Source organism: Mesorhizobium waitakense, assembly GCF_056431085.1.
The window spans coordinates 366,756-380,952 of the sequence record NZ_JBWKME010000016.1 but is presented as its reverse complement, the minus strand read 5'-3'; the positions used below and the strand labels follow the sequence as shown (position 1 = coordinate 380,952).

12 protein-coding genes are annotated in these 14,197 nt (G+C 63.8%); 3 read left to right on the top strand and 9 right to left on the bottom strand.

The window, feature by feature from the left end; all coding sequences use genetic code 11:
- Positions 1-37: 37 nt before the first annotated feature.
- The 7 genes from AC07FD_RS04345 to murA all read right to left on the bottom strand — a co-directional run bounded on the left by AC07FD_RS04345 (position 38) and on the right by murA (position 8,495).
- Positions 38-1,786 (bottom strand): ABC transporter ATP-binding protein, encoded by a 1,749-nt coding sequence (locus AC07FD_RS04345; protein ID WP_478348795.1) that lies wholly within the window; start codon positions 1,784-1,786, stop codon positions 38-40.
- A complete protein-coding gene (locus tag AC07FD_RS04340) occupies positions 1,783-2,622 on the bottom strand; it encodes an ABC transporter permease (RefSeq protein WP_478348794.1) in 840 nt (279 codons plus the stop codon). Before AC07FD_RS04340 ends, AC07FD_RS04345 begins: the two co-directional genes overlap by 4 nt.
- Positions 2,622-3,581, bottom strand: coding sequence for an ABC transporter permease (locus AC07FD_RS04335; protein ID WP_478348793.1), 960 nt, complete (start codon positions 3,579-3,581; stop codon positions 2,622-2,624). Before AC07FD_RS04335 ends, AC07FD_RS04340 begins: the two co-directional genes overlap by 1 nt.
- 31 nt (positions 3,582-3,612) lie before the next feature.
- Positions 3,613-5,133: an ABC transporter substrate-binding protein gene (locus tag AC07FD_RS04330; protein WP_478348792.1), complete on the bottom strand. Its 1,521-nt coding sequence runs from the start codon at positions 5,131-5,133 to the stop codon at positions 3,613-3,615.
- Positions 5,134-5,256: 123 nt separating this feature from the next.
- Complete coding sequence (gene murQ, locus AC07FD_RS04325; RefSeq protein WP_478348791.1) at positions 5,257-6,180, bottom strand: N-acetylmuramic acid 6-phosphate etherase; 924 nt, start codon at positions 6,178-6,180, stop codon at positions 5,257-5,259.
- A 180-nt stretch (positions 6,181-6,360) separates the two neighbouring features.
- Positions 6,361-7,242 (bottom strand): glucosamine kinase nucleotide-binding domain-containing protein, encoded by an 882-nt coding sequence (locus AC07FD_RS04320; protein WP_478348790.1) that lies wholly within the window; start codon positions 7,240-7,242, stop codon positions 6,361-6,363.
- Positions 7,239-8,495, bottom strand: a complete 1,257-nt coding sequence (murA, locus tag AC07FD_RS04315) for a UDP-N-acetylglucosamine 1-carboxyvinyltransferase (RefSeq protein WP_478348789.1) — start codon at positions 8,493-8,495, stop codon at positions 7,239-7,241. The genes AC07FD_RS04320 and murA overlap by 4 nt, the downstream gene beginning before the upstream one ends.
- Positions 8,496-8,626: 131 nt before the next feature.
- On the opposite strand from murA, the gene AC07FD_RS04310 reads away from it, so the two are divergent.
- A complete protein-coding gene (locus AC07FD_RS04310; protein WP_478348788.1) occupies positions 8,627-9,487 on the top strand; it encodes a MurR/RpiR family transcriptional regulator in 861 nt (286 codons plus the stop codon).
- Positions 9,488-9,493: 6 nt separating this feature from the next.
- Here the strand turns inward: AC07FD_RS04310 and AC07FD_RS04305 are convergent, their stop codons facing one another.
- Positions 9,494-10,849: a glutamine synthetase family protein gene (locus AC07FD_RS04305; RefSeq protein ID WP_478348787.1), complete on the bottom strand. Its 1,356-nt coding sequence runs from the start codon at positions 10,847-10,849 to the stop codon at positions 9,494-9,496.
- Between the two features lie 334 nt (positions 10,850-11,183).
- On the opposite strand from AC07FD_RS04305, the gene AC07FD_RS04300 reads away from it, so the two are divergent.
- Entirely contained in the window at positions 11,184-11,996 is an 813-nt protein-coding gene (locus AC07FD_RS04300) for a class I SAM-dependent methyltransferase (RefSeq protein ID WP_478348786.1), read from the top strand.
- A 4-nt stretch (positions 11,997-12,000) separates the two neighbouring features.
- Here AC07FD_RS04300 and AC07FD_RS04295 read toward each other — a convergent pair whose 3' ends face one another.
- On the bottom strand, positions 12,001-12,699 hold the full coding sequence (locus AC07FD_RS04295) for a GntR family transcriptional regulator (protein ID WP_478348785.1): 699 nt from the start codon (positions 12,697-12,699) through the stop codon (positions 12,001-12,003).
- 374 nt (positions 12,700-13,073) lie between these two features.
- Between AC07FD_RS04295 and ftsZ the strand changes: the two genes are divergently transcribed.
- On the top strand, positions 13,074-14,111 hold the full coding sequence (gene ftsZ / locus AC07FD_RS04290; RefSeq protein WP_478348784.1) for a cell division protein FtsZ: 1,038 nt from the start codon (positions 13,074-13,076) through the stop codon (positions 14,109-14,111).
- Positions 14,112-14,197: the final 86 nt, after the last annotated feature.

Genomic DNA, 14,197 nt, shown 5'->3' with positions numbered 1-14,197 from the left:
TGTCCCGCCCACCTTGCGTATTTCCGGGCACAATCCATCACGCCTCTACCCTCGCCATATGATCAGCCCCAAACTGCTCCCATCTCGCCGGCGCCGGCTCGAACCCCTGCGGGCGGACCAGCGAAGAGACCTGGCGGGTGTCGAGTTCGAAATGTTCGTGGCGCCGGTCGATGGTCGGAACGGCGGCGATGAGCTTCTTCGTATAGGAATGCTGCGGCTTCGACAGCACCGAGGTCGCGTCGCCGATCTCGACGATTTGGCCGGCATAGATGACGGCGATCCGATGCGCGATCCGCTCGACGACGGCCATGTCGTGCGAGATGAACAGATAGGCCAGCCCGAACTCGCGCTGCAGGTCGACCAGCAACTCCAGCACCTTGGCCTGCACCGAAACATCGAGCGCCGACACCGCTTCATCGAGAACGACCACGGAAGGGTTGAGCATCAGCGCCCGGGCGATGCACAGCCTTTGCCGCTGGCCGCCGGAGAATTCATGCGGATAGCGCTCCAGGCTGTTCTTCGGCAGGCCGACGCGCTCCAGCAGGCTTGCCATCCTGGTTCGCGTTTCAGACGTCACCCGGCCGCCGGTGGCGATCACCGGCTCGGCCAGGATGCTCTCGATGCTGAGCCTTGGATTGAGCGAGGCATAGGGGTTCTGGAACACCATTTGCACGGGCAGGGCGCTCTGCTCGGCCGAAGCTTTTCGGGCGCCGACCGAGAAGCTGCCGCGTGTTGAGCGCACCAGCCCGAGGACGGCGCGCGCGGTGGTCGATTTGCCCGAACCGCTCTCGCCGACAATGGCCAGCGTCTCGCCGGGCATCAGGTCGAAATCGACGCCATCGACGGCATGCACCGCGCCTGTGGCGCGGCTGAAGAAGCTGCTCTTGAGGGGAAATCGTACAACCAGGTTATCAACCCTCAAGGCCGGTTCTGTGCTTGCACCCTTGTCGCGCTGCCCGTCGGCGCGCGTCGCGCTGCCATTGGCGAAATGCGGCACGGCATGCAGCAAATGCTGCGTATAGGGATGCTGCGCATTGTCGAGGATCTGGTTCAGCTCGCCTTGCTCCACGGCCTTCCCGTTCTGCATCACCATCACTCTGTCGGCGATCCCGGCAACCAGGCCGATGTCGTGGGTGATGAAGATCATCGACATGCCGGTTTCCCGCTTCAACTCGGCCAGCAGCGCCATGATCTGCGCCTGCACCGTGACGTCGAGCGCCGTCGTCGGCTCGTCGGCGATGAGCAGGCGCGGATTGCAGGCCAGCGCTATGGCGATCATCACCCGCTGCAGCATTCCCCCGGACAGCTGGTTGGGCGTGTATCTCAGCCGCCGCGCGGCGTCGGGAATGCGCACGCGGTCGAGCGCATCCTTGGCCGCCGCCGTTGCTTGCCTGCCGGTCAGCCCACGGTGCAGCCGAAACGATTCCTCGATCTGCCTGCCGATGGTCAGCACCGGATTGAGCGAGGTCATCGGCTCCTGGAAGATCATGCCGATCTCGGCGCCGCGAATGCCGGTCAGTTGCGGTTCCGTAGCGGTCATCAGGTCGAAGACGCTGCCATCGGCTCGCTTCAGCTTCATCGCACCGCCAGTGATGCGGCCGCCGCCGAAATCGATGAGACGGTTGATCGACAAGGCGGTGACGGATTTGCCCGAGCCGCTTTCGCCGACAATGGCCAGTGTCTCGCCGTCGGCAAGGTCGAAACTGACACCGCGCACCACCTCATTGGCTTGCGCATTGCGGCCGAAGCCGACGCGCAGGTCTGATACAGACAGCAGCGGGATCATGCCGGCGCCCTACGCATCTTCGGGTCGAGGATGTCGCGCAAGGCATCACCAAGCAGGTTGAAGCCGAGGATGCTGATCATGATCGCCAGACCGGGGAAGATCATCAGCCACGGCGCGGTCTCCATCAGATTGCGGCTGTCGCTCAGCATCAGGCCGAGCGAGGCGGCGGGCGGCTGCGTGCCGAGCCCCAGGAAACTCAAGCCTGCTTCCGTCAGCAGCGCCCAGGCCAGCGCCAGCGTCACCTGTACGGTCAACGGCGCCACCAGGTTCAGCAGCAAATGGCGGGTGACGATATAGCTCGAGCTGCTGCCGAAGGTGCGCGCGGCGTCGACGAATTCGCGCGCCTTGAGCGACAGGGCAGGGCCGCGCACCACGCGGGTGAAGATCGGCGTGTACACGACGCCGATGGCAACGACGCTGGTCCATGTGCCCGGCCCGGCAACCGTGACGATGAGCAGTGCCAAAAGGATCGCCGGAAAGGCCAGCAGCACATCCATGATCCGCATCAGCACGCCGTCCCAGCGGCGGCCGAGCCAGGCTGCGGCCAGCCCCAGAACGGTGCCGGCAAGGGTCGCGAAGGCGACCGAGAAGAAGGCGACCGTGAACGACTGCCCGACGCCCGCCATCAGCCGGCTGGCGACGTCGCGGCCGAACAGGTCGGTGCCCATCCAGTAGGCGCTGTTGGGTGCGTGCAGCCGATCCACTCGATATTGCGTGATAGGATTGTGCGGCGTCAGCCCCAGCATGCCGAGGATGGCGACCAACAGATAGACGCTGACGATGATGCCGCCGATGCGGCCGCTGCCGTGGCCGAAGATGGCGCGCAGGATGCGCATCACGGCTCTCCCAGCCGGATGCGCGGATCGAGCGCGACATAGGCGAGGTCGACCAGGAGATTGACGATCATGAAGTTGAAGGCGATGAACAGCACGGCGCCTTGCACCAGCGCATAGTCGCGCTGCTGGATCGCATCCAGCACCATTCGCCCAAGACCGGGCAGCGCGTAGATCTGCTCGACGATGACCGCGCCGCCGAGGAGATAGCCGAACTCGATGCCGCTCAGCGTGACGACGGGGATCAGCGCATTGGGCAGCGCATGCCGCCAGATGACGCTGCGCGCCGAGGCGCCCTTGCTGCGCGCGGTTCGCACATAGTCGTCGCTCAGCACGTCGAGCATGGCCGAACGCGATATGCGGGTAACCGAGGCTGCAAAGGCGAAACCGAGCGTGATGGCGGGCAGGATCAACTGGCTGAGATTGCGCAAGGGATCCTGCCACAGCGGCGCGAATTCGCCCATCGCCGGCAGCACGCCGAAGCCCGCCGACAGCGTGTAGATGATCAGCAGGCCAAGCACGAAGCTCGGTGTCGACTGGCCGATCATGGCGACGATGCGCACTCCGAGATCGGACAGTTTCTCATTGTGTGTGGCGGCAAAGATCCCGGCAGGCATGCCAACCGCAAGCGCGATGATCATCGACAGGATGGCCAACTCGAGCGTCAGCGGGAAGCGCTCGATGATGACGTCGAGCACCGGCCTGCCATAGGTGACCGAGATGCCGAGATTGCCGTGCAGGATGCCGCCTATCCAGCGCCAGTACTGGACGAACCAGGGCTGGTCGATGCCGAAATAGGCGGCGAGCGAGTCACGCTGCGCCGGCGTCAGCAGGCCGGCCTCGGTGCCCAGCATCGCCGTGATCGAATCGCCCGGCACCATCCGGATCGCAACGAAGACCAGGATGGACACGCCAAGCAGGACGAGAGGAAACGTCGCCAGTCGTCGCATCAGATAATTCACGCGAAGAAGTCCTCTCGTCCAAGGCCGGCGGCTACTGCTGGATGGTCACCTTGCTCAGGCTGAACAGCGTGCCCGTCGGCGTCGGTACGAACCCGGCGATGTTCTTCTGCTGCGCCGTATAGCTGTACGAGGTGTAGAGCCAGATCCACGGCGACATCTCGGCGAGGTGCTTCTCGAACTCGGCGAAGATCGCCTTGCGCGCCGCCGGGTCGGTCTCGGCGCGGCCCTTCTGCATCTGGCTGTCGAGCGTGTCGTCGATGTAGTTGGCCACCTTCTGCAAATTGCCTGCCTTGGTCCAGTAGCGGTTGTACATGGTATAGGGGTCGGCACGCCCGCCATTGAGCGCGATCGCCATGTCGAAGTCACCCTTCAGCCAGGCGTCGACATAGACGTTGAGCTCCATCATCTTGATGTCGAGCTTGACGCCGATTTCGGCCAGCTGCGACTGGATGACCTGGGCTTCCGCCGCCGCCGTCGGCGGCTCGCCGGTGGCGCCGATCACCGTCGCCGAAAAGCCGTCGGCATAGCCGGCCTCGGACATCAGCTTCTTGGCCTTCTCGACGTCGCGCTTGTAGCAGAACAGCTGGCTCGGATCGGTCGCCAGAGCCGGGATCGTCAGCGGTCCCGTGACCTTGCCTTCGCCGAGCGAAGCGGTGTCGAGCACCTCCTGCCGGTCGATGGCGCAGGAGATGGCCTGGCGCACCTTGAGCTCGGTCATCGGCTTGCGTGAGGGATTGAGCTGCAGCACGTGATAGGCGAGCACCGGCACGCGGTTCAGTTGCAGGCTGGCTTCCTTCGGCACCAGCGTGGCGACAAGCGGGTCGTTGAGCAGCGCGAAATCGATCTGCTTGGTGCGCATGGCGGCCAGGATCGCGGCCTCGTCGGGAAGCACGCTGATCTCGATGCCGTCGACGCCGGTCGGGCCGCCGGCCCAATCCTTGTTGGCGCTCAGCACTTCCTTGGCGTTGGGGTCCCATTTGTCGAGCTTGAACGGTCCCGAGCCGACCGCCTTGGTGCCGATCGAGCCGGACTTGATTTCGCTTGCCGGAACGATGGCCGCGTTGACGTCGCTCATCGCCGTCAGGATCGGCACGTCCGGTTGTGACAAATGGAACACGATGGTCGTCGGATCGGGCGTGTCGATGCTGGCGATCGACAGGAAATTGGCGCGTGCGGCCGCGCCTGTCTTCTCGTCGAGGATGCGCTCGAACGATGCCTTGACGTCGGCCGAGGTCACCCCTGTGCCGTCCTGGAATTTCGCCTTGGGATCGAGCTTGAAGGTCAGCTCCTTGCCGTCCTTGGAGAATTCCCAGGAGGTGGCGATGGCGGGGATGATCTGCAGGCTGGCGTCGACCCGCACCAGCGGCTCATAGATCAGCTCCAGCAGCCGCAGCGACGAAAAGGCCGTCTGCTTGTGCGGGTCGAGCCCGGTGGCGTCCTGCGACCAGGCCATATGCAGCGTTGCCGCATTCGCCTGCGTTGAAACCACAGCCACGCCGAGCATCGCCGCCAGCGTGATGCCCGACAGCAGCTTTCTTGTGAAGTGAACCATTCTCGTCTCCCATTATGGTTGAACTCGATGCCTTGCAGTTTCTGCGGACCGCTTCCAAGACACACATGCTTTGGAGTATCGGCCCAGTCTAAGCGGCTTCACGCCGTCTTGTCTCATGCGGCTTCATGCTGTCGTGTCGCTGATTGCCTTTCGCAGGAAGCCCCCGGCCTTGCCGAGAGCCACGCGCGCCTCCTCGACGCCCATGCCGGTGATCGTCACCAGGATCGCCAGCTTCACATCGTTGCCGGTCTGGGCGAGCGCTTGCTTGGCTTGCTGCGCCGCGCAACCGGTCGTCTGCATGACGATCCTGGTTGCCCTGGCGACCAGCTTCTTGTTGGACGGGTTAAGGTCGACCATCAGGTTCTGGTAGCTCTTGCCGATGCGGATCATGCTGGCGGTGGTCAGCATGTTGAGCACCAGCTTCTGCGCGGTTCCCGACTTCAACCGGGTCGAGCCGGTGAGGACCTCCGGGCCGACAACCGGCGAGATGGCAATGTCGGCGATGCCGGCGATGGTCGAGGCTGGATTGCAGGACAGCGCGACCGTCGTTGCGCCAACCTGCTTCGCATAGCTCAATCCGCCGATGACATAGGGCGTGCGCCCGCTGACCGCGATACCGACCACCACGTCATCGGCGGTGAGCCCGATCTCCTGCAGCGCCCTCGCGCCCATTTTCGGATCATCCTCGGCGCCTTCGGTCGACCGCACCAGGGCGTCGGGACCGCCGGCGATCAGGCCGACGACCATGCCTTCGGGCACGCCGAACGTCGGCGGGCATTCCGAAGCATCGAGGACGCCAAGCCGGCCGCTGGTGCCGGCGCCCAGGTAGATCAGTCGTGCGCCTTTCTGGAAGGCAAGCACGATACGGTCCACCGCGGCGGCGATTTCCGGCACGACCCTTTCGACCGCCGCCGGAACAGCCCTGTCTTCGTCATTGATCTTGCGCAGGACGTCGATGGTCGGCAGCAGGTCGATGTCCATCGTCCTTGGGTTGCGGCCCTCGGAAATCAGCCGGTCCAGTTCGGACATCAACCCTTGTTCGGTCATTCCAGTGCTTTCAAATCGTGCTGCATGGCCGGCGTTGAGCAGAGCTCCCGACCGGCGCCAGCGCATACGGACGCTGTGTCCGTTTGCTGCTACCCTGTTTTCGTTTGTTAACTTTTTAGAATTTGATATTCTCATCGTCAACAAGAATATGGAATATATTATTCCTATCTGCAGAAAGCGTTATGGCCCGCCGCAGGACCGCTTGGCGAGGATGATCGCACCCGAGACCGCATCGCCATCAGCGGGCTTCAGGCGGCGCCGGACATCGGGGGAGAGCCAGGGCTCGAGCGCACTGGACAGGCCGCCCAGCAAGGTGACGCGCGGCGCGCCTTGTTCGAACAGCACCCGCACCAGCGTGTCGATCTGCTCGGCCGCGCCTTGCACGATGCGCCGCCCGGCCGGATCGCCCTGGTCGGCATGGCGCATCACCATTGGCGCGAGCGCCGCATAGTCCGTGGCGCTGGCGCGGTCCATCCAGGCGACCGCTGCCATCGGGTCGCCTTCGAAGCGCAGCATCACCTCCGCCAGCAGCGCCGTTCGCTCGTGCCGGCCGTCATGGGCGCGCAACGCCAGCTGCACGGCTTTCAGTCCAAGATCGGCGCCGCTTCCTTCGTCGGAGATCGGAAACCCGTAGCCGCCGACACGCAGGTCGCGGCCGGCGACAAAGCCGAGGCCGATCGAGCCGGTGCCGGCAATGACGATGGCGCCGTCCTGGCCGGAATGGGCGCCAAGGCAAGCGCCAACGCCATCGCTGACGAAATCGATGCTAGCAAACGGATGCGCGATCGCCCGCAACGCCTCCAGCGCGCCTTTGCGGCCGATGCCGGCAAGGCCGACGCCGACGCGCATCCCAGCGGTCTCGACCCGTCCGAAGCCTGCCTCTTCGATCGCCGCGCCAAAAGCTTTCGCGACGGAGGCCCAGGCCGCATCGATGCCGAGCCGCGTGGTCGCCGGCCCCGACAGGCCCTGTCCCAGCACGTTTCCCTGGGCGTCCTCGATGCGGGCGCGACACCCGGTCCCGCCGCCATCGACGCCGAGAAAACAATCCGCACCGCTGCTCATGCGCTCAGCCGCTCTATATCGGCGCCGCACAGCCGAAGCTTGCGATCCAGTTGTTCATAGCCGCGGTCGAGGTGATAGACGCGGTTGATGGTCGTCTCGCCCTCGCACACCAGCGCCGCCAGCACCAGCGACACCGAAGCACGCAGGTCGGTGGCCATCACCGGTGCGCCATGCAGCTTGGTGCCACCACGCACCAGCGCCGTGGTTCCCTGCAGCTTGATGTTGGCGCCGAGCCGCATCAGTTCGGGAACATGCATGAAGCGGTTCTCGAAGATGGTTTCACGCAGCAGCGATGCTCCCTCGGCGCAACACATCAGCGCCATGAACTGCGCCTGGAGATCGGTTGGAAACCCCGGATAAGGTTCCGTCGTGACGTCGACAGCCTTCAACGGCCGGTCGCGTGACACGATGAGCCCGCGGTCGCCCGGCCAGACGCTGACGCCGGTTGCTTCCAGCAATTGCACCACCGAGGCCATATGCTCGAGCCGGGCATGGGTCAGTTCCAGCTGGCCACCGGTGATGGCCGCGGCAATGGCATAGGTGCCGGCCTCGATCCGGTCCGGGATGATGTCGTGCCTGGCGGCATGCCAGCTCGTGTCGCCCGCGATCAGGATGCGGTGCGTGCCGGCGCCCTCGATACGCGCACCCATGGCGTTGAGGCAAGCGGCGAGGTCCGCAACCTCGGGCTCGCGCGCCGCGTTAAGGATTTCGGTTTCACCCTTTGCCGTGGCCGCCGCCATCATCGCGGTTTCCGTTGCCCCAACAGATGGCGAACTCAAGACGATGCGCGTGCCGGTCAGCCCGTTCGGCACCGAGGCGACGATGGAACCATTTTCGATGGCGATCCTGGCGCCGAGGGCCGCGAGTGCCGCGACATGCATGTCGACCGGCCGCGCGCCGATCGCGCAGCCGCCCGGCAGCGAAACCCGTGCATGGCCGAACCGGGCCAGCAGCGGCGCCAGGACGAGCACGGTCGCCCGCATCTTTCGCACCGTGTCGTAGGACGTCTCCTTGGAAACGGCGGCACTGGTGTCGATCGTCGCGGTATGCGCCGATCTCGTCACTTCGGCGCCGTGCAGCCGCACCACGCCGAGCATGTTTTCGACGTCGGTCACATCAGGCAGGTTGGTCAGTTCGAGCGGGTAGGGGCTGAGCAGGGCTGCCGCGATCTGCGGCAGGGCGGCGTTCTTGGCGCCGGATGTGGTGACCGCGCCTTCCAGTCTCTGTCCGCCGACGATCCGCAATCTGTCCATGCGCCGAAACCTTGTGTGATGAGGTTCGAGAATTAATTGTGCGTTCTTGGCTGTCAATCAGAATTGGAATATTTTATTCCTATCGTGGCACGCTATGCGGCTTGCCGGCCTGAAACGCGTAAGGGAATCCCGTGTCCGTTCTGAACAGGATCAATGCGAAGCTCGACGGCATGGCGCCTGGCGATCGTGAGATCGGCCGGTACATCGTCGACAATCCCGACCAGATGCTGCGCCTGTCGACGGCCGCACTTGCGGCCGAGATCGGCCGCAGCCAGTCGAGCGTCGTCAAGTTCAGCCAGAAACTCGGCTATGCCAGCTATCAGGAGCTCAAGCTCGCCGTCAGCGAGGCCAAGGCGCAGGAATGGCAGGTGCCGGCCGGCGTCATCCATGGCTCGATCGAGGTCGGCGACAGCTACCAGGTCATCCTGAAGAAGCTGGTCGGCAGCAAGCTTCTGTCGATACAGCGGACCGTCGCCGCCAACACCGAGCGGATCATCTCCAGGACGCTGGAATTGCTGGATGGCGCGCGCCGCATCCATCTGGTCGGCGTCGGCGCCTCCTCGCTGGTGGCGCGCGATTTCTCCTACAAGCTGATGAAGCTCGGCCGCAATGTCCTGCACGACAGCGACAGCCACGTCCAGATGGCCAATGTCTCGACGCTCGGGCCAGGCGACGTGCTGTTCGCGCTTTCCTATTCCGGCGCCAGCATCGAAACCCTGCGCATCGCCGAGCTGGCCCGCAAGCGCGGCACGATGGTGATCGCCGTCACCGGCGTCCACGACAATCCGCTGAGTCGGGTCTCCGACATCTGCCTCTACACCATCGCCGACGAGGAGCGTGCGCGCTCGTCCTCCATCACCGCGCGCGACGCGCAGCTGGCGCTGACCGACCTTTTGTTCATCCTGCTGCTGCAGAGGCAGCCGGACGCCAATGAGTATGTCCACAACAGCGAAGTGGCGGTCTCGGTGCTGAAGACCGAGTTGTCCTCGTAAAATGCCTCAAACGCTTTCCAGATAGGTCTCGATCTCGAAGTCGCTGACATTGAGGGCGAACGTGTTCAGTTCCTGGCGTTTGCAGGCGATGAAAGAGTCGCGCAGGATCGCTGGAAATATCTCGGCCACATGTGTTCCGCTCTCAAAACTGGCGATCGCCGATGCCCAGTCCGGCGGCAGCTTGGCCGGCACAAGCCCTTGCCCGTCGCTCCCGGTCGGATCGCCAGGCGACATCTGTCTTTCAATGCCGATCAGCGCGGCGCCCAATATGGCGGCAAGCACCAGATAGGGATTGGCATCCGCTCCCGAAACGCGATGCTCGATGCGACGCGCGCCGGTCGGGCCGCCGGGAATGCGGATCGCGACCATGCGGTTCTCGTAGCCCCAGGCCACGGCGGTCGGCGCATAGGATCTCGGACGCAGCCTGCGGTATGAATTGAAGTGCGGGGCGAACACAAGCGTGCTCTCGGCCATCGCCGCGAGCAGCCCGCCGACCGCATGGCGCATGATCTCCGAGCCCTGGTCCGTGCCGTCGTCGAAGACGTTGCGCCCCTCGGCGTCGGTCAGGCTGAAGTGGACGTGAAAGCCGTTGCCGGCGCGGTCGCCATAGGGCTTGGCCATGAAACAGGCGGCAAAGCCGTGCTTGCGAGCGATGCCCTTCACCGTGCGCTTGAACAATACCGCATCGTCAGCCGCCCGCAGGGCGTCGGCGACGTGGTTCAGATTGATCTCGAACTGGCCGACGCCATTTTCGGCAATGGCTGTGTCGACGGGAATGCCTTGCGTTCTGCAGGCTTCGTAGACGTCGTGGATGAAGGATTCGAAGTCGTCGATCTCATCGATCGACAGCGCCGCATCGGAATCGAGCCGACGCCCGGTGACCGGCGAGACTGGCCCGACCGGTCGCTGCGACTGCGGATCGACCAGGTAGAATTCGAGTTCCGTCGCCGCGACCGGGGTCAATCCCAAGGCCTTGTAGCGATCGAGAATGCGGGCCAGCGCCCGCCGTGGATCGCCGAGATACGGCGCGCCGGTTTCGTCGGCGAGCCAGAGCGGGACAAGCGCCGTCGGATGCGCCGTCCAGGCCACCGGGAGAATGCCGCGCCCCGTCCATTGGCAAAGCCCGTCGGCGTCGCCGGTCGAGAAAACCAGCGTGTTGCCTTCGATGTCTTCGCCCCAGATGTCGAGGCCGATCAAGGAGTAAGGCATGCGCAGCTTGCCTTCGAGTGCCTTGCGCGCCTGCTCGACCGGGATGCGCTTGCCGCGCATGACGCCGTTGAGGTCGCACACAGCCGCCCTCAGGCTCTGGATGTCGTTCCTGCTTTCAAGCCAGTTCAAAACGTCCGCAATTGCATCGCTCAATTTGTAACCTCTGGTTTTTGAAGGTGCCGCAGTCTGATCGGCTGCACTGTCCCGGTAAAAATAGCTTGTGAGTTTTTGGAAACAAAACCTGACCATCGCCAGGTGTTTTCCTTATTTTTTCAGGTCACTAGCCGGGATGTCGGGAGGCATTTCAAAACCAATTGCGCGATCTGCGATCGCAACATAGAGGCAAGACGGCGGAAAGCCAAGGGGGCATTTGCACGGGTACGGCTCAGCGCAAGATGGCTTGCACGGGTCTCCCCTCGGCCGAAACGACCAGGCGGACAATTATGTGCTAGTCTGGCGCGCTGTTGAACGATGGCGGGTGGTGGCGATGTCAGAAACGGACAAGGTGTTCGCGGGCTCGATTCCGGAAAACTACGACCGCTATATGGTGCCGTTGATTTTCGAGCCGTTCGCCGCGGATCTTGCACGACGAGCAGCGTCCCTGTCGCCGAGTGCCGTCTTGGAAATCGCCGCGGGCACCGGGGTTGTCACCCGCGCATTGGCGCCAAAACTGTCCCTGGGCGCAAGCTATGTCGTCACCGACCTCAACCAGCCAATGCTCGACTACGCCGCTTCGCGACAAGCTCCCGACGGTCGTATCGAATGGCGCCAGGCGGACGCTTTGGCGCTACCGTTCGAAGATGCGGCCTTCGACCTCGTTTGTTGTCAGTTCGGCGCGATGTTCTTTCCCGACCGCCCATCTGGCTACCGCGAAGCAAGGCGTGTCCTGAAGCCCGGAGGACATTTTCTGTTCAACGTATGGGATCGCATCGAGGAGAATGTATTTGCCAATGATGTGACGAATGCCCTCGCGAGGATGTTTCCGAACGATCCGCCGAGCTTTCTGGCACGCACGCCGCACGGCTACCACGATACGGCCCTAATCCGTAGCGAACTGGAGGGCGCAGGCTTCTCCCGTGTGGTGATCGAGACGAGAGCCGAACAAAGCCGTGCATCCACGCCGCGCGTGCCTGCCGTTGCTTATTGCCAGGGAACTCCTCTTCGCGGCGAAATCGAGGCCAGGGGCGCGGGAGAACTGGAAGCTGCGACCGACTACGCCGCCTCCGCGATTGCGGACAGACACGGCCGCGGCGCGGTTGCCGCCAAAATACAGGCCCACGTGATCACGGTCGTGGTCTGACGCCCTAGGCTCTGGGTTCCGGAAACCGGGTCTGCTGGAGGATATGCGCGGCACCCTCATCGATGTCGCGAACGATGGCCGTGCGTGCGCGCTCCCCGTCCTGGGCCTCGATCGCCGCGACGACTTCCTCGTGATAGTCGATGTCAAGAATGGAGCCGAGATCGTCCTCGAAGCCCATGGCCAGATTCCTCAGAAAAGGGCCGACCTGCATCCAGACGGTTTCGATCAGGAAGATCATCTGCTCATTGCCGCAATGGCGATAGATCGAGAATTTGAAGTCGTGGTTCTTCCGCAGATAGTCGTCGATATCGCCCTTGCGGGCCGCCAAAGTCAGGTCGGTCGAGTGGCGTCGGATCGTCCGCAGGTTGTTGCCGTTGATGAGCTTTGTCGCAAATTCAGTCGCCGAGCCTTCGAGGATCGTCCGCACGGCGGTCAGCTGTGAGAACCGCTCAGCCGAAATAACAGGCACTTTCACGCTGCCGTTCGGCATCGGGCTCAGCGCCCGCAGCGCCTGCAGCCGCATGAAGGCGCTGCGCACCGGCATGTCGCTGGTGCCGAGTTCCCTGGCGAGCTTGCGCGAGGTCAGCTTCTGGCCGGGCAAGAACTGGCCGGACATCAAGGCTCTGACAAGCTCCAGATAGACCTTCTCATGCAAGGGGACGGTGTCGACGGCGGTCAACCCGAATTGTGTTTTGTCGGCCATTGGCGGGGGGCGCTACTTCATTCGTTCTGAGATTGACCCTGACGACATCAGCCGCAGATAGTCTTGGTTGGCCGAACGCGGCGAGAACGCCGAAGTCAGCGACGTTCTCGGCCGGCATGATAGACGCACCGATCGCAGCGCCGCAAGCCGTGTTGGCACAGCCGGCGCCCTGGTTGACGGCGTCCATGCCACGGTGTGCAAAACCATCATCACAAATCTTGACCTTGCGCGCTCTTGCACCTCTGGCCGCTCTCTGGCTTTTTGAGCTACCCATCCGAACGGACTGATTCGCGTCATGCCGCTCGATTGCATCTCCCCAAGGCAGTCTGCGGATGGGTCGTGAAGCGCGCGCAATTGGCGAAGGAGAAACAGGCATGGCCGAGTTCAAGAAGCCCGAAATCTCCGAGATGAGACCCAAGATCACCGTTATCGGCGTCGGCGGCGGCGGCGGCAACGCCGTCAACAACATGATCGTGGAGCAGCTTCAGGGAACCGAATTCATCGCCGCCAACACCGACGCACAGGCGCTGACCATGTCGAAGGCAACGCGGCTGATCCAGCTTGGCGCGCATGTCACCGAAGGGTTGGGCGCCGGATCGCTTCCCGAGATCGGCCGCGCCGCGGCGGAGGAATCGCTGGACGAGATAATGGATCACCTGGCCGGCACGCATATGTGTTTCGTCACCGCCGGGATGGGCGGCGGCACGGGAACCGGCGCTGCTCCGATCATCGCCCAGGCGGCGCGCAAGGCCGGCATCCTGACGGTGGGCGTCGTCACCAAGCCTTTTGCCTTCGAGGGCAGGCGCCGCATGCAAATGGCCGAAGAGGGCATCGAGCGGCTGCGCGAGAGCGCCGACACGGTGATCGTCATCCCGAACCAGAACCTGTTCAGGATCGCCGATGCCAAGACCACCTTCGCCGATGCCTTCGCCATCGCCGACCGGGTGCTCTATGCCGGCGTCAGCTGCATCACCGATCTCATCGTCAAGGAAGGCCTGATCAATCTCGACTTCGCCGATGTCAAATCGGTGATGCGCGACATGGGCCGCGCCATGATGGGAACCGGCGAGGCCTCCGGCGACGGCCGGGCGATGAAGGCGGCGGAAGCCGCGATCGCCAACCCATTGCTGGACGAAGTTTCGATGAAGGGCGCCAAGGGTGTCCTGGTCTCGATATCGGGCGGCAGGGATATGACCCTGTTCGAGGTCGACGAGGCCGCCACCCGCATCCGCGAAGAGGTCTATGAGGACGCCGACATCATCGTCGGCGCCATCTTCGACAAGAGCATGGAAGGCCGCTTCAGGGTTTCTGTGGTGGCGACCGGGCTCGATCGCGCCTTTGGGGCAGAGGACGCCGATGCCGGCATCGCCCGGGGCCATGTCGGCCAGCCGCCGGCGCGGACGCTTCAGTAGCCATCTTCTGCGCACCTCCTTGGCAAAGGCTCAGGTTGCCTGACAACCCTGGGGCCTGCGTATCGGCTTTGCTCAGCGCAGTTTAG

Bases quoted from the DNA above. Each gene is read 5' to 3' on its own strand.
- AC07FD_RS04345 (WP_478348795.1), bottom strand. From the start codon at position 1,786: ATGATCCCGCTGCTGTCTGTATCAGACCTGCGCGTCGGCTTCGGCCGC.
- AC07FD_RS04340 (WP_478348794.1), bottom strand. From the start codon at position 2,622: ATGCGCATCCTGCGCGCCATCTTCGGCCACGGCAGCGGCCGCATCGGC.
- AC07FD_RS04330 (WP_478348792.1), bottom strand. From the start codon at position 5,133: ATGGTTCACTTCACAAGAAAGCTGCTGTCGGGCATCACGCTGGCGGCG.
- murQ (WP_478348791.1), bottom strand. From the start codon at position 6,180: ATGACCGAACAAGGGTTGATGTCCGAACTGGACCGGCTGATTTCCGAG.
- AC07FD_RS04320 (WP_478348790.1), bottom strand. From the start codon at position 7,242: ATGAGCAGCGGTGCGGATTGTTTTCTCGGCGTCGATGGCGGCGGGACC.
- murA (WP_478348789.1), bottom strand. From the start codon at position 8,495: ATGGACAGATTGCGGATCGTCGGCGGACAGAGACTGGAAGGCGCGGTC.
- AC07FD_RS04300 (WP_478348786.1), top strand. From the start codon at position 11,184: ATGTCAGAAACGGACAAGGTGTTCGCGGGCTCGATTCCGGAAAACTAC.
- AC07FD_RS04295 (WP_478348785.1), bottom strand. From the start codon at position 12,699: ATGGCCGACAAAACACAATTCGGGTTGACCGCCGTCGACACCGTCCCC.
- ftsZ (WP_478348784.1), top strand. From the start codon at position 13,074: ATGGCCGAGTTCAAGAAGCCCGAAATCTCCGAGATGAGACCCAAGATC.